Raw genomic sequence first — 19,037 nt, 5'->3', positions numbered from 1 at the left:
GAAGGGCGGGACCGCATAAGGTCCGAATGGGACGCAAGGCAGGATTTGAAAATGGCAACGAGCGCAGCGGCACACGGCGATCACGCGCATCATGACGAGCACGCCCATCCGACCGGATGGCGGCGCTACGTCTATTCGACCAACCACAAGGACATCGGCACGATGTACCTGATCTTCGCGGTCATCGCCGGCCTCATTGGTGCGGCGATGTCGATCGCGATCCGCGCCGAGTTGATGTATCCGGGCGTGCAGATCTTCCACGAGACGCACACCTACAACGTCTTCGTGACCAGCCACGGCCTGATCATGATCTTCTTCATGGTCATGCCCGCGATGATCGGCGGTTTCGGCAACTGGTTCGTGCCGCTGATGATCGGCGCGCCGGACATGGCGTTCCCGCGCATGAACAACATCTCGTTCTGGCTGCTACCGGCCTCCTTCGCGCTGCTCCTGTGCTCGACCTTCGTCGAGGGCGAGCCGGGCGCCAACGGCGTCGGCGCCGGCTGGACCATCTACGCGCCGCTGTCGACCTCGGGCCATCCGGGCCCGGCCGTCGACTTCGCGATCCTGTCGCTGCACCTTGCCGGTGCCTCGTCGATCCTCGGCGCCATCAACTTCATCACCACGATCTTCAACATGCGCGCGCCGGGCATGACCCTGCACAAAATGCCGCTGTTCGTCTGGTCGATCCTGGTGACGGTGTTCCTGCTGCTGTTGTCGCTGCCGGTGCTTGCCGGTGCGATCACCATGCTGCTCACCGACCGCAATTTCCACACGACGTTCTTCGCGCCCGACGGCGGCGGCGATCCCGTGCTGTTCCAGCACCTGTTCTGGTTCTTCGGTCACCCCGAGGTGTACATCCTGATCCTGCCCGGCTTCGGCATGATCAGCCAGATCGTCTCGACCTTCTCGCGCAAGCCCGTGTTCGGCTATCTCGGCATGGCTTACGCCATGGTCGCGATCGGCGGCATCGGCTTCGTGGTGTGGGCGCACCACATGTACACGGTCGGAATGTCCTCGGCGACGCAGGCCTATTTCGTCGCCGCCACGATGGTCATCGCAGTCCCGACCGGCGTGAAGATCTTCTCCTGGATCGCCACGATGTGGGGCGGCTCGATCGAATTCCGCGCGCCGATGATCTGGGCCGTGGGCTTCATCTTCCTGTTCACGGTCGGCGGCGTCACCGGCGTCGTGCTGGCGAACGCGGGCGTCGATCGCGTGCTCCAGGAGACCTACTACGTCGTCGCGCACTTCCACTACGTGCTGTCGCTCGGCGCCGTGTTCGCGATCTTCGCCGGCTGGTACTACTGGTTCCCGAAAATGTCGGGCTACATGTACAATGAGTGGCTCGCCAAGCTGCACTTCTGGGTCACCTTCATCGGCGTCAACCTGGTGTTCTTCCCGCAGCACTTCCTCGGCCTGTCGGGCATGCCGCGCCGCTACGTCGACTATCCCGATGCGTTTGCGGGCTGGAACCTGGTCTCCTCGGTCGGCTCCTACATCTCCGGCTTCGGCGTCTTGATCTTCCTCTACTGCGTGATCGACGCTTTCGCCCGCAAGGTGCCGGCTGGCGACAATCCGTGGGGTGCGGGCGCAACCACGCTGGAGTGGACGCTGTCCTCGCCGCCGCCGTTCCACCAGTTCGAAGTGCTGCCTCGCGTGCAGTAAGTCATCGTCCGCGGCGCCCGTGACGGGCGCCGCGGCTCTTCACGAAGCGAGTTGAATTAAGTGTCCGTCCTCGACCACAACGCCATCGACATCAATCCCCGCATCTCCGAAGCGGAGGTCGGCGATTACATCGCGCTGCTCAAGCCGCGGGTGATGTCGCTGGTGATCTTCACCGCGCTGGTCGGGATGGCGATGGCGCCCGGGCATTTCCACTGGGTGCTGGCGATCACCTCGCTGCTCTGCATCGCCGTCGGTGCCGGTGCCTCCGGCGCGCTCAACATGGCGCTCGAAGGCGACATCGACGCCAAGATGTCGCGCACGGCGAACCGGCCGATCCCGCGCGGCCGCATCACCCGTCCCGAGGCGATGGCGTTCGGCATGACGCTCGCCTTCTTCTCGGTGATGACGCTCGGCATCCTCGTCAACTGGATCGCGGGCGCGCTGCTCGCCTTCACCATCTTCTTCTACGTCGTGATCTACACGATGTGTCTGAAGCGCTGGACCGCACAGAACATCGTGATCGGCGGCGCCGCCGGCGCGCTGCCGCCGGTGGTGGCCTGGGCCGCCGTGACGGGCACGGTCGACGTCGAGCCGCTGCTGCTGTTCGCCATCATCTTCTTCTGGACGCCGCCGCATTTCTGGGCGCTGGCGCTATTCCGCTCGGACGATTACGCCCGTGCCGGCATTCCGATGCTGCCCAATGTCGCCGGTCCCGACGCGACGCGCCTCCAGATCCTGCTCTACACCATCGTGCTGATCGGGGTCGCCGCCGCGCCCTGGGCGCTCGGCTATTTCGACGCCATCTACGGCATCGTCTCGCTGATCCTTGGCGCCGGCATGCTGGTGCTCGCCATCAACGTCTACATGCGCCGCGAGCGCAGCCAGTCGCTGCGCGCGACCCGCAAGCTGTTTGCCTTCTCAATCCTTTATCTGTTCGCGCTATTCGCAACCTTGCTGGCCGAGGTCGTGTTCCGGGCGCTTGCTCCGATGGCATGGGGCGCATGAGGCAGGGATGGCCGACAAACCCGAGCCAGATGGAATCGTCCTCACCGAGGCGCAGAAGAAGAGCCGTCGTCAGCGCTCGATCGCCATTGCTTTGGCGCTCGGCGTGCTCGTGGTGCTGTTCTTCGCCGTCACCATGGTCAAGGGACCGGCAGTTCTAGTGCGGCCGATGTAGGAAGATGGATCACGAGCCGACCATATCGCAGGACGTCAGCGCCAAGCCGGCTAAGCGCCGCGGGCTGGGTCGCGATGTGGTGGTCGCCTCGATCTGCGGCGGCGTGGTGGCGCTGATGGTGGGGGCATCCTACGCGGCGGTGCCGTTCTACAACTGGTTCTGCCGCGCTACCGGCTTCAACGGCACCACCCAGGTCGCGACCTCCGCGCCGGCGACCGGCCCGATCGCGCGAAAAATCTCGGTGCGTTTCGATTCCAACGTCGCGCCGGGCCTGCCCTGGAAGTTCGAGCCCGAGCAGAGCGAGATCGAGGTCAACATCGGTCAGGTCACGACCATCTACTACACCGTGACCAACCAGGCCGCGCGCACCACCGCGGGCCAGGCCGCCTATAACGTCGCGCCGCTGACGGTTGGGTCATACTTCCAGAAGATCAACTGCTTCTGCTTCACCGAGCAGACCATGGCGCCCGGCGAGAAACGGGAGATGCCGGTCGTGTTCTACGTCGATCCATCGATCGCCGACGATCACGAGAATGACGGGCTGAGCACGATCACGCTGTCCTACACGTTCTATCCGGTGAAGGATCCCGTGGTGAAGCCGCTGGCATCCGGCGAACGCGACAAACGCAAGGGAAATCTCTGATCGCCGGGTTCATGGCTCGGGGGTTGGACACAAGGGGATAAGTGCCTGATAGGCACGGGATTGAGGAGAGAGACCGCAAATGGCAACGGCGCACACCAAGCATCACGACTATCATCTGGTCGATCCCTCTCCTTGGCCGGCCGTCGGCTCGCTGTCGGCCTTCATCATGGCGGTCGGCGCGATCGCCTGGATGCACCACATGTTCTCGGCTGCGCCGATCGTGTTCGGTGTCGGTACCGTCGGCGTGCTCTACACCATGGCGAGCTGGTGGGGCGACGTGATCAAGGAAGCCCAGTACAAGGGCGATCACACCCGCGTCGTGCAGCTTCATCACCGCTACGGCATGATCCTGTTCATCGCCTCCGAGGTGATGTTCTTCGTGGCCTGGTTCTGGGCTTATTTCAACGCGGCGCTGTTCCCGGCCGACGCCGTCCATGCCACCCGCGATGCCGTGTTCGGCTGCGGCCTCGGCACCCAGGCCGGCGCCTGCTCCGTTCCCGGCACCTGGCCGCCAAAGGGCATCGAGACCTTCGATCCCTGGCATCTGCCGCTGCTGAACACGCTGATCCTGCTCACCTCCGGCACCACCGTGACCTGGGCGCACCACGCGCTGCTCGAGAACGATCGTCAGGGCCTGAAATACGGCCTGATCCTCACCGTCGTGTTGGGTGCGCTCTTCACCTGCGTGCAGGCCTATGAGTACAGCCACGCGGCGTTCTCGTTCGGCGGCAACGTCTACGGTGCGACCTTCTTCATGGCGACCGGCTTCCATGGCTTCCACGTGCTGGTCGGCACCATCTTCCTGCTGGTCTGCCTGTTCCGCGCCTATGCCGGCCACTTCACGCCGAAGCAGCATCTCGGCTTCGAGTTCGCTGCCTGGTACTGGCACTTCGTCGACGTGGTCTGGCTGTTCCTGTTCCTCTGCATCTATGTCTGGGGTCACGGCGCCGAGACCATGGCCCACGGTGCGCACTGAGCCTGCGAGGCAGATGATCAGAAGGGGCGGCCGCTGGGCCGCCCTTTCGCTTTCCGGCCGCCGCAAGCTTCGGCGGAAACTGTGATAGAGTTTGCCATCATGAACGACACCACCGGCCCATCCGAGCCCGAAACCACCGTCCTGCAAAGCGCGCTGCGCGGGCTCGCCTGCAAATGTCCGCGCTGCGGCGAGGGCAAGCTCTATGCGGGCTTCCTGACGCTCGCGCCTCGCTGCGACCGCTGCGGGCTCGACTACGCTTTCATCGATAGCGGCGACGGGCCGGCGATCTTCATCATCATGCTGGCTGGAGCGATCGTGGTCGGCTGCGCGCTCGTCGTCGAGGTCAAGTATCAGCCGCCGTTCTGGCTGCATGCGGTGCTCTGGCTGCCACTGATCCTCGCCACCACGCTGTTGCCGTTGCGCGCGATGAAGTCGCTGCTGATCGCGCTGCAATTCCACCACAAGGCAGCGCCGGGCCGGCTCATCGACCGGGCGAAATGAACGCGAGTGTGCGCAAGCCTCGCGTGGCCGGCTTTGCGCTGTTCACGCTGCTCCTGACGGCTGTCTTCGTCGCACTCGGCATCTGGCAATTACAGCGCCGGACAGCCAAGCACGAGCTGATCGCCGCTCTCACCGAACGGCTTGCGGCAGCGCCGGTCGCGCTGCCGGCGCCCGCGCAATGGGCTGCGCTCAATCCCGCGCGCGACGAATTCCGCCGCGTCAGCTTCACCGCAATCTACGCCCCGCTGCCCGATGCGATGGTCTATTCATCCGGCTCGGCCGTGCGCAAGGACGCCGCCGGCCCCGGCACCTGGGCGTTCCTGCCGGCGCGGCTTCCGAGCGGCGAGATGGTCGTGATCGATGCCGGCTTCGTCGAGAACACGATGCAGGATCGCAGTGTCGAGGATCGCGCGGTGAGGAAGCTCGTCACGGGCCAGCCGGTCGTGCTCACCGGCTACCTCCGGTTCCCGGAACCAGCAGGCTGGCTGACACCGGCGGAGAACCGCGACAAGCGACTCTGGTTCGTGCGCGATCATCGGGGAATCGCGAGCGCGCTCGGCTGGGGGACGGTCGCGCCGTTTTATGTCGATCTCGAGCAGCCGATGCCCGAGAACGGCATTCCACGTCCCGGTCCGCTCGACGTGCATTTGAAAGACGATCACCTGCAATACGCCATCACTTGGTTCACGCTCGCAGGCGCCCTGTTGATCGCTTTTGCGGTGTGGGTGAGGGGGCGGCGGCCGAGCTGAATTTGTCCGTAGATCCACGAGGGAACCCGGTATCGCCCGGGCTTTACCGTTCAGCGCATATTCACGAGTGTAGTCCTAAGCCGCCAGTGCTTGTCCCCGGCAGAGGATTGCAGCGTGAGTGATTTTGATCAGATGGGAATTGTCGTCGATTGGGTGGACGCCTGTCGGAAGGGCGACCTCACGACGCTGCTCGATCTCTATGCCGACGACGCCCAGCTCGAATGCATGTGCAACGGCATGCACCGATATTGTGGCCGGAGCGAGCTCGAAGCCTATTGGCAGCCGCGGCTCAGCGCCTTCGCGTCGGTGGGTTTCGGACTGGAGGAGATTCATCCCGCGCCTCATGGCGTCGAACTCGAATATTCCGTCGCCGGCGCGCTGCACATTCATGCTTCGTTTCGCTTCAGCCCCGAAGGCAAGATTCGCAGCACGCTGTGCGAGCCGGCGCGGCAGAGCGCGCATGCCGGTTGCGCGTGCTAGCCTGATCGCGTGCTAGCCTGATAATGACGCATCCCGCGTCGTCTCGACCGGAAGACGGCAGCGTACATAGGTTCGGTCATCCGCGCGCAGCAGTGACAGCGACCCGCTGAGCGCGCGCACGCGCTCATGCATGCCGGTCAGACCCCGGCCGAAGACGTTGCCGGCGGGAAAGCCGCCGCCATCGTCGGAGATCTCGATGACGAGCGTCTCGCCGGCGGCAGTCGCCTGCACATGGGCATTGCTGGCTTTGGCATGGCGCAGCACGTTGGTCAGCGCCTCCTGGATCACGCGATACACGGTCTGGGCGAGCGGTCCGTCGATCCCGTTGAGATGGGGATCGATCGTGGCCGTCAGGCCGATATGCGGTGACTGCTTGCGAAAGTTTTGCAGCAGTGTCTGCACGCTGGTCGCGAGGCCCAGCTCCTCGATATAGAGCGGTCGCAGCCGGTCGAGAATACGGCGGTTGGTCTGCTGGAGCGCCTCGACCGATTGCAGCACCTCCTGCGCCGAATTGCCGAGATTTCCTGCAGGTGAAGATGCCTCGATCAAGGCGATCGTCCCGGCGCGGATGCTGAACAACAGCGGCCCGAGTTCGTCATGCATCTCGCGGGCGAGGTCGCGCCGCTCGTCATCCTGGAGCGACACCAGGCGGTGCAGGAGGTTGCGATTGTCCGCGCTCAATTGCGCCAGCGTTGCGGCCAGCGAATTGGCCTCCTCGCAGCTCTGCCGGATCTCCGGCGGGCCGGCGACGGGAATCGGCGTTGCGTAGTCGCCGCGCCGTATCCGCGTGAGCCCCTCGCCGAGATTTCGCAGGGGCCGCAGCGCCGATCCGGCGAAGACATAGGCGATGGTGCCCGTGAGCACCATGAGCGCCAGGACGAGGCAGATCAGCGCGAGAAAGCCGATCCATTTCTCGAACAAGTCGGCCGACAGGTCCGGGAGGAAGACGAGATCTCCTACACGCCTGCCATCGATGATGACCGGGGACGCCGCGTCCATCTCCGGGATGACAAGCAGCTCGATGAACCATTGCGGCACGCCATGCAGGTTGCGCAGGCCGCCTTTCGGAGAGGACGCGGGACCCTCCTCGGCGGCGCGGAATTGGATATCGGAGGAGGTACCCAATGAATGGACAAAGGCATCGAGTGTCTGCCGTGGATTGTCCGACGCGCGCAGGGTGTTGTTGAGCGCGGTGGCGATTGCCAGGGTCGAACGCTGGCGCGGCTCATTCTCCTCAGCGAGCTGGCCCCCTGCGAAGGTCTGAAGCAGCATGCCGCCCAGGATCAGTGCCGCGAGAAGGCTCGCGCCGAGCGGAAGAAACAATTGCGTCCGGAATGAGAGCCGTTGCCACATTAGGTCAATTCTAACGTGTTTTGGTGGGATTCTCTCTTTCCATTTGTTCCCGCCGGTCTATGAGTCGAAAAACAAGAGAGCGCGCGATGCAAGATACCGCCAGACCGGCGACCAGGGTCCTGATCGTCGACGACCATCCCGTGGTGCTGTCCGGTTGTCGCACCCTGTTCGCCTCCGACCACTCGATCCGTATCGACGAGGCGACCGACGCCAAATCCGGGCATCGCGCCTATGTCAGCAAGCGGCCCGACGTCACCGTGATCGACATCAGCCTGCCTGATGTCTCCGGCTTCGAGCTGATGCGACGCATCCGCAAGGACGATCCGGGCGCCAAGATCATCATGTTCAGCATGAACGACGATCCAGCCTTCGTAGTGCGGGCGGTCGAGCTTGGGGCGCAGGGTTATGTCTCCAAGGGCGACGATCCCAGGATCCTGCTGAAAGCGGTGCGCAAGGTGGTCGCCGGCGACAATTTCATCTCGCCGCAGCTTGCGGAAGCCGTGACGTTTTCCGGTGCGGCGATCAAGGCCAATCCAGCCTCGCAGATGACGCCGCGGGAGCTCGAGATTCTCCGCCTGCTCGGACGCGGCGACAAAATCGTCGAAGTCGCCGAGGCGCTCGGCATCTCCTACAAAACCGTCGCGAACACCACGTCCCTACTCAAGCAGAAGCTCGGGGCCAAGAACCATTCCGATCTGATCCGGATCGCCGTGGAAATCGGGATGAATTGACCTCCCGCCAACGACCGAACCGGCTGCTCCAGGATGCAGCGGTTCGGTCGACGGATCGGTGTCGCCATCGGCCGGGCAATGCATGGGCGATGGCCGGCACCCTCCGCCGACCCAATCGGTCGCCGCGGCATTCGTTCCTCAGGCCGGCCATGGTTTCGGGAGAAAACGGCAATATGAAGCGAGTCATTGCACGTATCCGCGACAGAATGCGCTGAGCGCGCCGGGAAAAATAGGAACATCGTTCGTCGCCTGCCGTTTTGGCTCTTGACGATTTGACGACAGCTGACGAAAGCTTGGGCGAACAGTTTTAGCGGGTCGGGGGACCCGACGAGGCAAACCGGTCTGCACACAACGACAGACCTTCCAAGAGAAGGGCTGCGGCAATGCCGCGGCCCTTTTTCATTGAGCAACGGGAGCGACCGGAAGCGGTTTCCCGATGCCGCAAAACACTTTATGGTGGCCGAAAGCCGCTGGCTGTTAACAAGTATTTTCGTAAAATCAAAGGCTTAACGAGCGGGCTCAGGCTCGGTCGGCCTTTGGAGGGCAGTTTGACTCGTTATATCTCGACCCGGGGCGAGGCCCCCGAACTCGGCTTCTGTGACGTGATGCTCACCGGGCTCGCCCGCGATGGCGGCCTGTATGTGCCGGCCATTTGGCCGCAGCTTTCGGCGCAGGCCATCGCCGGCTTCTTCGGCCGCCCCTATTGGGAGGTCGCGGTCGACGTGATTCGTCCCTTCGCCGGCGGCGAGATCACGGACGCCGAGCTTGGCCGCATGGCCAACGAGGCCTACGCCACCTTCCGCCATCCCGCGGTGGTGCCGCTGCGCCAGATGTCGCCGCACCAGTTCGTGCTGGAGCTGTTCCACGGCCCGACGCTCGCCTTCAAGGACGTGGCGATGCAGCTGATCTCGCGGCTGATGGACCATGTGCTCGCCAAGCGCGGCCAGCGTACCACCATCGTGGTCGCGACCTCCGGCGATACCGGCGGCGCCGCGGTCGAAGCCTTTGCGGGTCTGGAGAATGTCGACCTCATCGTGCTGTTCCCGCATGGCCGCATCTCAGAGGTCCAGCAGCGGATGATGACGACGACGGGTGCGGCCAATGTGCAAGCGCTCGCCGTCGAAGGCACCTTCGACGACTGCCAGGCGCTCGTGAAGGGGATGTTCAACAACCATCGCTTCCGCGATGCGACGTCACTGTCCGGCGTCAACTCGATCAACTGGGCGCGTATCGTTGCCCAGGTGGTCTACTATTTCACCTCGGCCGTCGCCGTCGGTGCACCGGCGCGCGCGGTGGATTTCGTCGTGCCGACCGGCAATTTCGGTGACATCTTTGCCGGCTACGTCGCCAAGCGCATGGGCCTGCCGGTGCGCACGCTGCGCATCGCCGCCAACGTCAACGACATCCTGGCCCGCACGCTCAAGACCGGGATCTACGAGGTGCGCGAGGTGCACGCCACGGCGTCGCCGTCCATGGACATCCAGATCTCCTCAAATTTCGAGCGGCTGCTGTTCGAAGCCGGCCAGCGCGATGCGGCTGGTGTGCGTCGCCTGATGGATTCTCTGAAACAGTCCGGACGCTTCGTGCTGCCCGATGCGACGCTGGCCGCGATCCGCGGGGAGTTCGACGCAGGCCGCGCCGACGAGACCGAAACCGCGGCTGCGATCCGCGCCGCCTGGCGCGAGGCGGGCGAGCTGGTCGATCCGCATACCGCAGTGGCGCTCGCGGTCGCCGACCGCGACACCACCGACACAACGGTCCCGAGCATCGTGCTCTCCACGGCCCATCCGGCCAAATTCCCCGACGCGGTCGAGGCGGCCTGCGGCCAGCGGCCGCAACTGCCCGCCTGGCTCGACGGATTGATGACCAAATCCGAGCACATGAAGGTGATGAAGAACGATCAGGCCGAGGTCGAGCGGTTCGTGCTGTCGGTCAGCCGCGCCGCAAAGCAGGGAGTTGCCGGATGAGCGTCGAGATTTCCAAGCTTGCCTCCGGCCTGACCATCGTCACCGACAAGATGCCCCATCTCGAGACTGCGGCGCTCGGCGTCTGGGCTGGCGTCGGCGGGCGCGACGAGAAGCCGAACGAGCACGGCATCTCGCATCTTCTGGAGCACATGGCGTTCAAGGGCACGACCAAGCGCTCCTCGCGCGAGATCGTCGAGGAGATCGAAGCGGTCGGCGGCGACCTCAATGCCGGCACCTCGACCGAGACCACGTCCTATTACGCGCGGGTGCTGAAAGCCGACGTGCCGCTCGCGCTCGACGTGCTCGCCGACATCCTCGCCAATCCCGTTTTCGAGTCGGACGAGCTGGAGCGCGAGAAGAACGTCATCGTGCAGGAGATCGGGGCTGCGCAGGACACCCCCGACGACGTCGTGTTCGAGCATCTGAACGAGCTCTGCTATCCCGACCAGCCGATGGGCCGTTCGCTGCTCGGCACCGCCAAGACGCTGCGCGGCTTCAACCGCGACATGCTCCGCGGCTATCTGTCGACGCATTATCGCGGGCCCGACATGGTGGTGGCCGCCGCCGGCGCGGTCGATCACAAGCAGGTCGTCGCCGAGGTCGAGAAGCGTTTCGCGGGCTTTGAGGCGACACCGGGACCGAAGCCGCAATCCGCCCAGTTCGGCCAGGGCGGCGCCAAAGTGGTCCACCGCGAGCTCGAGCAGGCGCATCTGACGCTGGCGCTCGAAGGGGTGCCGCAGACCGACCTGTCGCTGTTTTCGCTCCAGGTCTTCACCAACATTCTCGGCGGCGGGATGTCGTCGCGGCTGTTCCAGGAGGTGCGCGAGAAGCGCGGCCTCTGCTACTCCATCTACACCTTCCACGCTCCCTACACCGACACCGGCTTCTTCGGCCTTTACACCGGCACCGATCCCGCCGACGCGCCGGAGATGATGGAGGTCGTGATCGACATCATGAATGATTCGGTGGAAACCCTGACCGAGGCCGAGATCGCGCGGGCCAAGGCGCAGATGAAGGCGGGCCTGTTGATGGCGCTGGAGAGCTGCTCGTCCCGTGCCGAGCAGCTTGCCCGGCATGTGCTGGCCTATGGCCGGCCGCAGACCGTGCAGGAGCTGGTGGCCCGAATCGACGCCGTCAGCGTCGAATCGACCCGGGATGCCGCACGTGCGCTGCTTTCGCGCAGCCGCCCTGCGGTCGTCGCATTGGGCAGCGGCAGGGGGCTGGACACGGCGGTGTCTTTTGCGGAAGGATTGACCCGGGCGCGCGCCAAGGCTCGGCTGCATTAGGAGCCGCGCAGGGGCGCCGCCCCCGGAAGCATCACCATGGCCCTCTTTCGCCTGCCATCCAGTGGACCCGCCGCACTCGTGCCGCGCGGCAACGGGTTGCTGCTGCGCGCTCCGCAGATGTCGGATTTCCTGCAATGGGCTCACTTGCGCGAAAGCAGCCGCGACTACCTCACGCCCTGGGAGCCGATCTGGCCCTCGGACGATCTCACCCGGTCCGGCTTCCGCCGCCGCCTGCGCCGCTATTCCGAGGACATCGCCGCGGATCGTTCTTATCCCTTTCTGATCTTTCGCGAGCTCGACGGCGCCATGGTCGGCGGCATCACGCTGGCCAATGTACGGCGCGGCATCGTGCAGGCCGGCACCATCGGCTACTGGATTGGGCAGCCCTACGCCCATCGCGGCTACATGACCGCGGCACTGCGGGTGCTGCTGCCGACGCTGTTCGGCGAGCTCAACCTGCACCGGGTCGAGGCCGCCTGCATCCCCACCAATGCGCCGTCGATCCGGGTGCTGGAGAAGTGCGGCTTCTCCCGCGAGGGGCTGGCGCGCCGCTATCTCTGCATCAACGGGATCTGGCAGGATCACCTGCTGTTCGGCCTGCTGCATGAGGATTTTCGCGGCTGAGCAGCCACCTCCTGCGGCCAAAGTCTTGATCGTCCCGCCTTGCTTGCTGCCGTAATTTACCTGCCTTGGGTTCGCCGATTTTGGCGATATAACGGCGCGGGCCGGCCTGCGATCGGCCGGAATGCTGTCATGGAGTATGGGTGTCGATGGTGAAGGAGCTTCGGTCATCGCGGAATGCATTGCGGCAAGGGACGGCGGTCGCGCTGGCGTTGTCGATTGCGCTCGCGTCCGTTTCGCCGGTGGCGGCCCAGTCCTTGAGCGACCGCTTCAAGAGCCTGTTCGGGGGCAAGTCCGACGAGCCGGCCCAGCCCAAGCCGGCGCCCGCGCCCGGCCAGCCAGCCGATGACGACGTCGATTGCCCGCAGGTCACTGTGCGCGCCGGCGCCTCCACCTATGCGGTTGGCGCCAGCGGCAAGCCGGCTGTCGGCAATGAGATCCGCTTCCAGGCCACGATTACCAAGATGGCGCGCGAATGCGCCCGGAGCGGCAGCGATATTACCGCCCGGATCGGAATCCAGGGCCGTGTCATCGCCGGTCCCGCCGGCGCGCCTGCGACGGTCGAGGTCCCCTTGCGTATTGCCGTGGTGCAGGGCGGCGTCGGCGAGAAGGTGATCGCCTCGAAGGCCTACCGGACCACGGTCGAGATGTCGGAGGGCGGTAGCGTGCCTTTCACCTTCGTCGCCGAAGATCTGGCTTACCCGATGCCCTCAGCCGCGGTCGCCGATTCCTACATCTTCTATGTCGGCTTCGACCCGCAGGCACTCTCGCCCGAGCCGAAGGGGCGGAAGAGGAAGTAATTGGCTACGACCTCAGCTGTCATTGCCCGCCACCGGGTCTCGCCTTCGGCGAGCCCGATGACAGGCTCCGGCGGGCAATCCAGTAATCCGAGACAGCAAGGTTAGAACCGAGGGGCCGCGGCGTACTATGACACCGTACTTGTTGACGTGGCGTCGAAAACAAAAAAGCCGGCGCTCATCGCGCCGGCTTTTTGATTGGTGAAGGCAAAATCCTCAGTTCAGCTTCTGCCGAACCTCGTTGATGCCCTTGGCGAGCAGGTCGTCGGCGACCTGGCCCTTGACCGACTGCGACAGGATCGTCGAGGCGGCCTGGACGGCGGCTTCGGCGGCTGCGGCGCGGACATCGGCCAGCGCCTGGGCCTCGGCGAGCGCGATCTTGCTCTCCGCAGTTTTGGTTCTGCGGGCGACGAAGTCTTCCATCTTCGCCTTGGCGTCGGCCGCGATGCGCTCGGCTTCGGACTTGGCATTGGCGATGATGTCGGCAGCCTCGCGCTCGGCCGCGGCACTGCGCGCCTTGTAGTCGGCGAGCACCTTGGCTGCCTCCTGCTTGAGACGTGCGGCGTCGTCGAGCTCGGCCTTGATGCGGTCGGCGCGATGATCGAGCGCGGTCATCGCCGTCTTGAAGATCCCGAGATAGCCGAACACGACCATCAGGATCACGAAGGCGACGGCGACCCAAAATTCAGGTTCGAAGAACATCTCGACTAACCCTTCAAGGACGCATCGACCGCGGCATTGACCGACGCTGCGTCGGGAACGACGCCGGTGAGCTGCTGCACGATCTGGCCTGCCGCATCGGCCGCGATGCCGCGGACGTTGCTCATGGCGGCAGCGCGGGTCGAGGCGATGGTCTTCTCCGCCCCGGCGAGCTTGGCCGCCAATTGCTCTTCCAGCGCCTTGCGCTCGGCGTCCGCCTGCGCATTCGCCTTGTCGCGGGATTCGTTGCCGATCGCCTGTGCCCGCGTGCGCGCCGAAGCGAGCTCGCTTTCATAGGCCTTCAGCGCCGCGTCGGACTGGTCCTTCAGCTTCTGCGCTTCGGCGAGGTCGCCCTCGATTTTGTTCTGCCGCGCCTCGATCGCACCGCCGATGCGCGGCAGAGCGAGCTTGGACACGATCACGTAAAGCAGGACGAAGAAGATCGCGAGCGACACCAGCTGTGAAGCAAAGCTGCTGCTCTCGAACGGCGGAAAACCGCCACCGTGGTGACCACCGTCAGCCTCGGTGTGAGCGCCCGCCGCCGGACCTTTTGCGTCGCCATGACTCTCAGCCATGGAGTTCTCCTGTTGCTGTCACGCGCGCCGTCCCATGGGCTGGAACGGCGCGAAAAACGTCGTCCTCAGAGCGGAACGAACAGCAGCAGCAGCGCGATCAGCAGCGAGAAGATGCCGAGCGCTTCGGTCACGGCGAAGCCGAAGATCAGGTTGCCGAACTGGCCCTGAGCGGCCGACGGATTGCGAACGGCCGCGGCGAGGTAGTTGCCGAAGATCACGCCCACGCCGACGCCCGCACCGCCCATGCCGATGCACGCGATGCCCGCGCCGATAAGTTTTGCTGCTGCCGGATCCATTTTAGACTCCTTGGAAGAAAGATTGCGTTGTGGGTGGAAATTCCCCGGACCGCTCAGTGTCCCGGATGAATGGCGTCGTTGAGGTAGATGCAGGTCAGGATCGCGAACACATAGGCCTGGAGGAACGCGACCAGAATCTCGAGCGAGGTCAGCGCGACCGTGAGGGCCAGCGGCAGCACGCCGCCGACCCAGCCGATGGCGCCGAGCGAGAAGCCGAGCATGGCGACGAAGCCTGCGAACACCTTCAGCGCGATGTGGCCGGCCAGCATGTTGGCGAAGAGACGGACGCTGTGGGAGACCGGCCGCAGGAAGAACGACAGGACCTCGATGAACATGACCAGCGGCAGGATGTAGATGGGGACGCCGTGGGGAACGAAAATCTTGAAGAATTTCAGGCCGTTCTTGTAGACGCCGTAGATCAGGACGGTGAAGAACACCAGGAGCGCGAGCGCCGCGGTGACGATCAGGTGGCTCGACACCGTGAAGGTGTAGGGGATGATACCCACCAGATTCGAGACGCAGATGAACATGAACAGCGAGAAGATCAGCGGGAAGAACTTCATGCCTTCCGCGCCGGCCGTCGAACGGATGGTCGAGGCGACGAATTCGTAGGAGATTTCTGCGACGGACTGCAGACGCCCGGGAATCAGCTGCGTGCCGCTGGCGAGCATCAGGATCGAGATGATCGCCACGGCCACCAGCATGTAGAGCGACGAATTGGTGAAGGCGATCGTATGATTGCCGATATGGCCCAGAGTGAAGAGAGGCTCGATGTTGAACTGGTGGATCGGGTCGATTTTCATCAGCGCGGCATCTCTTGGTCTGCCGGGCAATGCCGGCGGGTCTCGGTCTGCCGGCCGGGCCGGCCCGTACCGGCGAGCCGGCACGATCATTCCTCTCCTGGGGATCGCCTAAGAACCACCGCGCCTGTTTTGACCCGCGCCCGCCGTTCTCACCACATTCACCACGCCGGCGACGAAGCCCAGCAGCAGGAACACGATAAATCCGAAAGGCGACGTCGACAGCAAGCGGTCGAACCCCCAGCCAATCCCCGCTCCGACAACGACGCCGGCGACCAACTCCGAGGATAACCGGAAACCAAGCGCCATCGCCGAGGCTCTGGCCGCTCCGTCTTCACCGTCACCTGCGGGTTGCTCGGTCTTGCTCCGCCGGTCCCGAAGTTCGGACAACCGCTGATCAAGACTTCCGAGCCGTTCGGAAAGCGCAGCTTCCTCGGACGATCTATCGCGATCTCCATTCTCACCGTGTCCCGTGCCCTGTGTCATGCAACGAAGACCCGAAACGCCGCGGCTGAATGGAAATTACGCCCGCCACCCTCAAAAGCCGCGCGGACCATACTGATGGCCTATAATCAAGTCAAGCCAAGTCACGATTGCGTCGCTTTCTGTTATGTATCTGATTTAATTAATGATATTGGCGCACACAGCAGCGCTGCACACAGCGTGACGCCGCACCGCAGCAGCTCTCCGTATAATCGGCGGATGCAGCCGCCATTTCGCCGCGCTGCCGGGATCAAAGGGACCGTCGCGGTTGTTGATATCGGTGATGCGTTTTGGGCGGCGGATGGCCTCGGCGGGTGTAGAATTACGAAAGTGCCACCTGCACGTCGTGGCGGAGCGCAAGATGAGACCTGTGACGTCATCCACAACATCATGGTTTGCGGTAGCCGCGTTCGCCGTGGTGATCGTCGTCAGCGGTGGCTTCGCCGCCGCGCAATCCGCTCCCGACAGTGAAAACGGCCGCTACAGCATGACGCCGATCCCCGAGGGCGTGTTGCGGCTCGACACCCGCACCGGCGCCATGTCGACCTGCACCAAGAACGGCGCTGGCTGGGCTTGCTACGCGGTGCCCGACGAGCGGTCCGCACTCGATGCCGAGATCGGCCGGCTTCAGGCCGAAGTCGAGAAGCTGAAGGGTCAGCTCGCGGCCGGGCCGACGGTGTCGGGAAAGATCGACGAGCCGCTGCCGAAATCCGATCCGCTCAAGAAGGCGGAGCCGAGGGCCGCCGAGGGCGAGCGCAAGATCGAGATCCCGCTGCCGAGCGACCAGGATCTCGATCGTGTGATGTCGTTCCTGGAAAGAGCCTGGCGCCGGCTGATCGACATGGCCAACCGCGTGCAGAAGGACGTGTCGGGGAAGATTTGAGGACCCCTTCGCGCGGCCAAAGCATTGAGCTCTTGTAGGGTGAGCAAAGGCGCCTTGCGCCGTGCCCACCATGTTTCCACGATGACGAGAGAAGACGTGGGCACGGCGCTTTGCGCCTTTGCCCACCCTACGGCGCTTCCGGAGGAATTTTCGATGACATCAGGCAAATCGGTAACACGTTCGGCGCCCTCGTCGGTGCAGGCCACCGCCGTCACATCGTCGCTGCTCACCGTGCAGACGCCGGGCCGCGGCTTCACCGATCTGACCAGCGAGGCAGCCAAGTTCATCGCCGAAGCTCACGCGCGCGACGGCGCGCTGACGCTGTTTATCCGTCACACCTCGGCTTCGCTGACGATCCAGGAGAATGCCGACCCCTCCGTGCTCGCCGATCTCGCCACGGCGCTGTCCCGGCTCGCGCCGGAGAACGCCGGATGGATGCATGACACCGAGGGGCCCGACGACATGCCCGCGCATATCAAGACGATGCTGACGGGAGCCTCGCTCCAGGTCCCGGTCCTGAACGGCAAGCTCGCGCTCGGCACCTGGCAGGCGATCTATCTGATCGAGCATCGCAGCCGGCCGCATCGGCGCGAGGTGGTACTGCAGTTCGTCGGCGCGACGTCATAAGCAAAACGGCCGCGGAATCCGCGGCCGTTCGTGTCTGATTGCCGGAGCCTTGGTTCCGGCCGATCTCAACTAGATCTGCTTGATGTCGACGTCCTTGGTTTCCGGCAGGAACAGGAAACCGATCACCAGACTCATCGCGGCAATGGCGACCGGGTACCACAGGCCGGAATAGATGTTCCCGGTAGCAGCCACGATCGCAAACACCGTCGCCGGCAGGAAGCCGCCGAACCAGCCGTTGCCGATGTGGTAGGGCAGCGACATGCCGCTGTAGCGGATTCGGCTCGGGAACAGCTCAACCAGCCAGGCGGCGATCGGCGCGTAGACCAGCGTCACGTAAATCACGAGAATCCAGAGCAGGACCGTCGTCATGACATAGTTGATGTCGTTCGGATCGGCGGAAGCCGGATAGCCATGAGCCTTGATCGCTGCGGGCAAAGCCTTGGCGAAATCGGGCGAGGTGGACGTGAGCGTCTGCTCGCCGATCTTGACCGTCGCCGCCGTGCCCTTCGGCGCATCCTGGTTCTGGTAGTTCACCGACAAGTTCACCAGTGCGGCCTTGGCGATGTCGCAGCCGGTGGTGAACTTCTCAGTGCCCGTTGCCTTGAACTGGAACGAGCACTCGCTGGGGTCGGCGATCACCGTCACTGGCGAGGCTGCCAGCGCTGCTTCGAGCTTCGGATTGGCGAAGTGGGTGATGCCCTTGAAGATCGGGAAGTAGGTCACCATCGCAAGCAGGAAGCCGGCGAGGATGATCGGCTTGCGGCCGATCTTGTCGGACAAAATTCCGAAGATGATGAAGAAGGGCGTGCCCAGGGCGAGCGCAACCACGATCATGATCTGCGCCGGCACGGCCGGTACCTTCAGGGTCTGGGTGAGGAAGAACAGGGCATAGAACTGTCCGCCGTACCACACCACCGCTTCACCGGCCGTGGCGCCAAACAGCGCCAAGATAGCGATCTTGGCATTGCTCCATTCGCCGAAGGCTTCGGTGAGCGGGCGCTTCGAGGTCTTGCCCTCTTCCTTCATGCGCTGGAACACCGGCGACTCGTTCAGGCTCAAGCGGATCCAGATCGAAACCGCCAGCAGGACGCCGGAGAGCAGGAACGGAATGCGCCAACCCCAATCGCCGAATGCCTCTTCGCCCATCGCGGTGCGGATCCCGAGGATCAGCAGCAGCGCCAGAAACAGACCGAGCGTCGCGGTGGTCTGAATCCACGACGTGTAATAGCCACGCCGGTTCTGCGGGGCATGTTCGGCAACGTAAGTCGCCGCACCGCCATATTCACCGCCGAGTGCCAGGCCCTGGATCAGGCGCAGACCAATCAGCACGATCGGCGCGGCGAGGCCCCAGCTCGCATAGCCCGGCAGCAGACCGATGAAGAAGGTGCCGACGCCCATCAGCGTCATGGTGACGAGGAACGTGTATTTGCGGCCGATCATGTCGCCGAGCCGGCCGAAAATCAGTGCGCCGAAGGGGCGGACTGCAAAGCCGGCTGCGAAGGCGAGCAGTGCGAAGATGAAGCCGACATTCGGCGGCACGTTTGAGAAGAAGTATTTTGCCAGGAAGGCGCCGAGCGTGCCGTAGATGTAGAAATCGTACCACTCGAAGACGGTGCCAAGTGAAGAGGCGAAAATGACCTTTCGCTCTTCGCCAGTCATCCCTCGGGTGCGGACGGTCCCGTCCGCGGTCGCAGCCATGGTCATCAGTTTTCGCTCCCCAAACGG

Annotated in this window: 22 protein-coding genes; 15 read left to right on the top strand and 7 right to left on the bottom strand. The window is 64.2% G+C overall.

The features are described from left to right. Positions 1 to 51: 51 nt before the first annotated feature. The 8 genes from ctaD to LRP30_RS40175 all read left to right on the top strand — a co-directional run bounded on the left by ctaD (position 52) and on the right by LRP30_RS40175 (position 6,194). The gene (gene ctaD, locus LRP30_RS40210) at positions 52 to 1,668 is read left to right on the top strand and encodes a cytochrome c oxidase subunit I (protein WP_128936821.1); all 1,617 of its coding nucleotides are present in this window, start codon (positions 52 to 54) and stop codon (positions 1,666 to 1,668) included. A 60-nt stretch (positions 1,669 to 1,728) separates the two neighbouring features. Continuing rightward, positions 1,729 to 2,673 (top strand): heme o synthase, encoded by a 945-nt coding sequence (locus LRP30_RS40205; RefSeq protein WP_249758364.1) that lies wholly within the window; start codon positions 1,729 to 1,731, stop codon positions 2,671 to 2,673. Between the two features lie 7 nt (positions 2,674 to 2,680). Then, entirely contained in the window at positions 2,681 to 2,845 is a 165-nt protein-coding gene (locus LRP30_RS40200) for a hypothetical protein (RefSeq protein WP_018644977.1), read from the top strand. A gap of 4 nt (positions 2,846 to 2,849) precedes the next feature. Then, positions 2,850 to 3,488, top strand: a complete 639-nt coding sequence (locus LRP30_RS40195; RefSeq protein WP_128936819.1) for a cytochrome c oxidase assembly protein — start codon at positions 2,850 to 2,852, stop codon at positions 3,486 to 3,488. Positions 3,489 to 3,567: 79 nt separating this feature from the next. Then, entirely contained in the window at positions 3,568 to 4,464 is an 897-nt protein-coding gene (locus LRP30_RS40190) for a cytochrome c oxidase subunit 3 (protein ID WP_091885221.1), read from the top strand. 99 nt (positions 4,465 to 4,563) lie between these two features. Then, on the top strand, positions 4,564 to 4,965 hold the full coding sequence (locus tag LRP30_RS40185; protein WP_128936818.1) for a DUF983 domain-containing protein: 402 nt from the start codon (positions 4,564 to 4,566) through the stop codon (positions 4,963 to 4,965). Further along, positions 4,962 to 5,714 carry an SURF1 family cytochrome oxidase biogenesis protein gene (locus LRP30_RS40180; RefSeq protein WP_128936817.1) on the top strand — a complete coding sequence of 251 codons (753 nt, stop codon included), beginning with the start codon at positions 4,962 to 4,964 and terminating at the stop codon, positions 5,712 to 5,714. The genes LRP30_RS40185 and LRP30_RS40180 overlap by 4 nt, the downstream gene beginning before the upstream one ends. Before the next feature lie 114 nt (positions 5,715 to 5,828). Continuing rightward, positions 5,829 to 6,194, top strand: coding sequence for a nuclear transport factor 2 family protein (locus LRP30_RS40175; RefSeq protein ID WP_091885231.1), 366 nt, complete (start codon positions 5,829 to 5,831; stop codon positions 6,192 to 6,194). Between the two features lie 12 nt (positions 6,195 to 6,206). Here the strand turns inward: LRP30_RS40175 and LRP30_RS40170 are convergent, their stop codons facing one another. Then, positions 6,207 to 7,547: a histidine kinase gene (locus LRP30_RS40170; protein ID WP_249758363.1), complete on the bottom strand. Its 1,341-nt coding sequence runs from the start codon at positions 7,545 to 7,547 to the stop codon at positions 6,207 to 6,209. An 86-nt stretch (positions 7,548 to 7,633) separates the two neighbouring features. Here LRP30_RS40170 and LRP30_RS40165 point away from each other — a divergent pair, with 86 nt between their 5' ends. From LRP30_RS40165 to LRP30_RS40145, 5 genes are all read left to right on the top strand, one after another. Next, complete coding sequence (locus LRP30_RS40165) at positions 7,634 to 8,278, top strand: response regulator transcription factor (protein WP_091885239.1); 645 nt, start codon at positions 7,634 to 7,636, stop codon at positions 8,276 to 8,278. 548 nt (positions 8,279 to 8,826) lie between these two features. Beyond that, positions 8,827 to 10,245, top strand: coding sequence for a threonine synthase (gene thrC, locus LRP30_RS40160; protein WP_249758362.1), 1,419 nt, complete (start codon positions 8,827 to 8,829; stop codon positions 10,243 to 10,245). Continuing rightward, complete coding sequence (locus LRP30_RS40155) at positions 10,242 to 11,531, top strand: pitrilysin family protein (RefSeq protein ID WP_128936814.1); 1,290 nt, start codon at positions 10,242 to 10,244, stop codon at positions 11,529 to 11,531. Before thrC ends, LRP30_RS40155 begins: the two co-directional genes overlap by 4 nt. A gap of 36 nt (positions 11,532 to 11,567) precedes the next feature. Then, a complete protein-coding gene (locus LRP30_RS40150; protein WP_091885248.1) occupies positions 11,568 to 12,155 on the top strand; it encodes a GNAT family protein in 588 nt (195 codons plus the stop codon). Positions 12,156 to 12,301: 146 nt separating this feature from the next. After that, on the top strand, positions 12,302 to 12,952 hold the full coding sequence (locus LRP30_RS40145) for a hypothetical protein (protein ID WP_249761936.1): 651 nt from the start codon (positions 12,302 to 12,304) through the stop codon (positions 12,950 to 12,952). A gap of 213 nt (positions 12,953 to 13,165) precedes the next feature. On the opposite strand, the gene LRP30_RS40140 is transcribed toward LRP30_RS40145, so the two are convergent. From LRP30_RS40140 to LRP30_RS40120, 5 genes are all read right to left on the bottom strand, one after another. Beyond that, entirely contained in the window at positions 13,166 to 13,651 is a 486-nt protein-coding gene (locus LRP30_RS40140) for an ATP F0F1 synthase subunit B (RefSeq protein WP_091885253.1), read from the bottom strand. 5 nt (positions 13,652 to 13,656) lie between these two features. Further along, positions 13,657 to 14,223, bottom strand: coding sequence for a F0F1 ATP synthase subunit B (locus LRP30_RS40135; RefSeq protein WP_128936812.1), 567 nt, complete (start codon positions 14,221 to 14,223; stop codon positions 13,657 to 13,659). Between the two features lie 65 nt (positions 14,224 to 14,288). Beyond that, complete coding sequence (locus tag LRP30_RS40130; protein ID WP_007599451.1) at positions 14,289 to 14,519, bottom strand: F0F1 ATP synthase subunit C; 231 nt, start codon at positions 14,517 to 14,519, stop codon at positions 14,289 to 14,291. 53 nt (positions 14,520 to 14,572) lie between these two features. Next, positions 14,573 to 15,322 (bottom strand): F0F1 ATP synthase subunit A, encoded by a 750-nt coding sequence (locus tag LRP30_RS40125; protein WP_091885258.1) that lies wholly within the window; start codon positions 15,320 to 15,322, stop codon positions 14,573 to 14,575. 108 nt (positions 15,323 to 15,430) lie between these two features. Next, positions 15,431 to 15,805, bottom strand: coding sequence for an AtpZ/AtpI family protein (locus LRP30_RS40120; RefSeq protein ID WP_091885261.1), 375 nt, complete (start codon positions 15,803 to 15,805; stop codon positions 15,431 to 15,433). A gap of 358 nt (positions 15,806 to 16,163) precedes the next feature. On the opposite strand from LRP30_RS40120, the gene LRP30_RS40115 reads away from it, so the two are divergent. Together LRP30_RS40115 and LRP30_RS40110 are read left to right on the top strand one after the other, a co-directional pair. Beyond that, positions 16,164 to 16,685: a hypothetical protein gene (locus LRP30_RS40115; protein ID WP_249758361.1), complete on the top strand. Its 522-nt coding sequence runs from the start codon at positions 16,164 to 16,166 to the stop codon at positions 16,683 to 16,685. A gap of 153 nt (positions 16,686 to 16,838) precedes the next feature. After that, on the top strand, positions 16,839 to 17,312 hold the full coding sequence (locus LRP30_RS40110) for a secondary thiamine-phosphate synthase enzyme YjbQ (protein ID WP_164935109.1): 474 nt from the start codon (positions 16,839 to 16,841) through the stop codon (positions 17,310 to 17,312). Positions 17,313 to 17,381: 69 nt separating this feature from the next. On the opposite strand, the gene LRP30_RS40105 is transcribed toward LRP30_RS40110, so the two are convergent. After that, the gene (locus tag LRP30_RS40105; RefSeq protein WP_245473595.1) at positions 17,382 to 19,016 is read right to left on the bottom strand and encodes an MFS transporter; all 1,635 of its coding nucleotides are present in this window, start codon (positions 19,014 to 19,016) and stop codon (positions 17,382 to 17,384) included. Between the last annotated feature and the right edge of the window lie 21 nt (positions 19,017 to 19,037).

The sequence above is a fragment of the Bradyrhizobium sp. C-145 genome, from assembly GCF_023375135.1.
Taxonomy (GTDB): Bacteria; Pseudomonadota; Alphaproteobacteria; order Rhizobiales; family Xanthobacteraceae; genus Bradyrhizobium; species Bradyrhizobium zhanjiangense.
The sequence above is the reverse complement of the archived record's forward strand: the minus strand, read 5'-3'. Positions and strand labels throughout refer to the sequence as shown.

What these genes read in the sequence shown, in the direction of transcription:
- LRP30_RS40125 (WP_091885258.1), bottom strand. Translation starts at nt 15,322, where the DNA reads ATGAAAATCGACCCGATCCACCAGTTCAACATCGAGCCTCTCTTCACT.
- LRP30_RS40105 (WP_245473595.1), bottom strand. Translation starts at nt 19,016, where the DNA reads ATGACCATGGCTGCGACCGCGGACGGGACCGTCCGCACCCGAGGGATG.
- LRP30_RS40195 (WP_128936819.1), top strand. Translation starts at nt 2,850, where the DNA reads ATGGATCACGAGCCGACCATATCGCAGGACGTCAGCGCCAAGCCGGCT.
- LRP30_RS40155 (WP_128936814.1), top strand. Translation starts at nt 10,242, where the DNA reads ATGAGCGTCGAGATTTCCAAGCTTGCCTCCGGCCTGACCATCGTCACC.
- LRP30_RS40115 (WP_249758361.1), top strand. Translation starts at nt 16,164, where the DNA reads ATGAGACCTGTGACGTCATCCACAACATCATGGTTTGCGGTAGCCGCG.
- LRP30_RS40145 (WP_249761936.1), top strand. Translation starts at nt 12,302, where the DNA reads ATGGTGAAGGAGCTTCGGTCATCGCGGAATGCATTGCGGCAAGGGACG.
- LRP30_RS40165 (WP_091885239.1), top strand. Translation starts at nt 7,634, where the DNA reads ATGCAAGATACCGCCAGACCGGCGACCAGGGTCCTGATCGTCGACGAC.
- LRP30_RS40140 (WP_091885253.1), bottom strand. Translation starts at nt 13,651, where the DNA reads ATGTTCTTCGAACCTGAATTTTGGGTCGCCGTCGCCTTCGTGATCCTG.
- LRP30_RS40185 (WP_128936818.1), top strand. Translation starts at nt 4,564, where the DNA reads ATGAACGACACCACCGGCCCATCCGAGCCCGAAACCACCGTCCTGCAA.
- LRP30_RS40150 (WP_091885248.1), top strand. Translation starts at nt 11,568, where the DNA reads ATGGCCCTCTTTCGCCTGCCATCCAGTGGACCCGCCGCACTCGTGCCG.
- LRP30_RS40170 (WP_249758363.1), bottom strand. Translation starts at nt 7,547, where the DNA reads ATGTGGCAACGGCTCTCATTCCGGACGCAATTGTTTCTTCCGCTCGGC.
- LRP30_RS40190 (WP_091885221.1), top strand. Translation starts at nt 3,568, where the DNA reads ATGGCAACGGCGCACACCAAGCATCACGACTATCATCTGGTCGATCCC.
- LRP30_RS40180 (WP_128936817.1), top strand. Translation starts at nt 4,962, where the DNA reads ATGAACGCGAGTGTGCGCAAGCCTCGCGTGGCCGGCTTTGCGCTGTTC.
- LRP30_RS40120 (WP_091885261.1), bottom strand. Translation starts at nt 15,805, where the DNA reads ATGACACAGGGCACGGGACACGGTGAGAATGGAGATCGCGATAGATCG.
- LRP30_RS40200 (WP_018644977.1), top strand. Translation starts at nt 2,681, where the DNA reads ATGGCCGACAAACCCGAGCCAGATGGAATCGTCCTCACCGAGGCGCAG.
- ctaD (WP_128936821.1), top strand. Translation starts at nt 52, where the DNA reads ATGGCAACGAGCGCAGCGGCACACGGCGATCACGCGCATCATGACGAG.
- LRP30_RS40135 (WP_128936812.1), bottom strand. Translation starts at nt 14,223, where the DNA reads ATGGCTGAGAGTCATGGCGACGCAAAAGGTCCGGCGGCGGGCGCTCAC.
- LRP30_RS40130 (WP_007599451.1), bottom strand. Translation starts at nt 14,519, where the DNA reads ATGGATCCGGCAGCAGCAAAACTTATCGGCGCGGGCATCGCGTGCATC.
- LRP30_RS40110 (WP_164935109.1), top strand. Translation starts at nt 16,839, where the DNA reads ATGACATCAGGCAAATCGGTAACACGTTCGGCGCCCTCGTCGGTGCAG.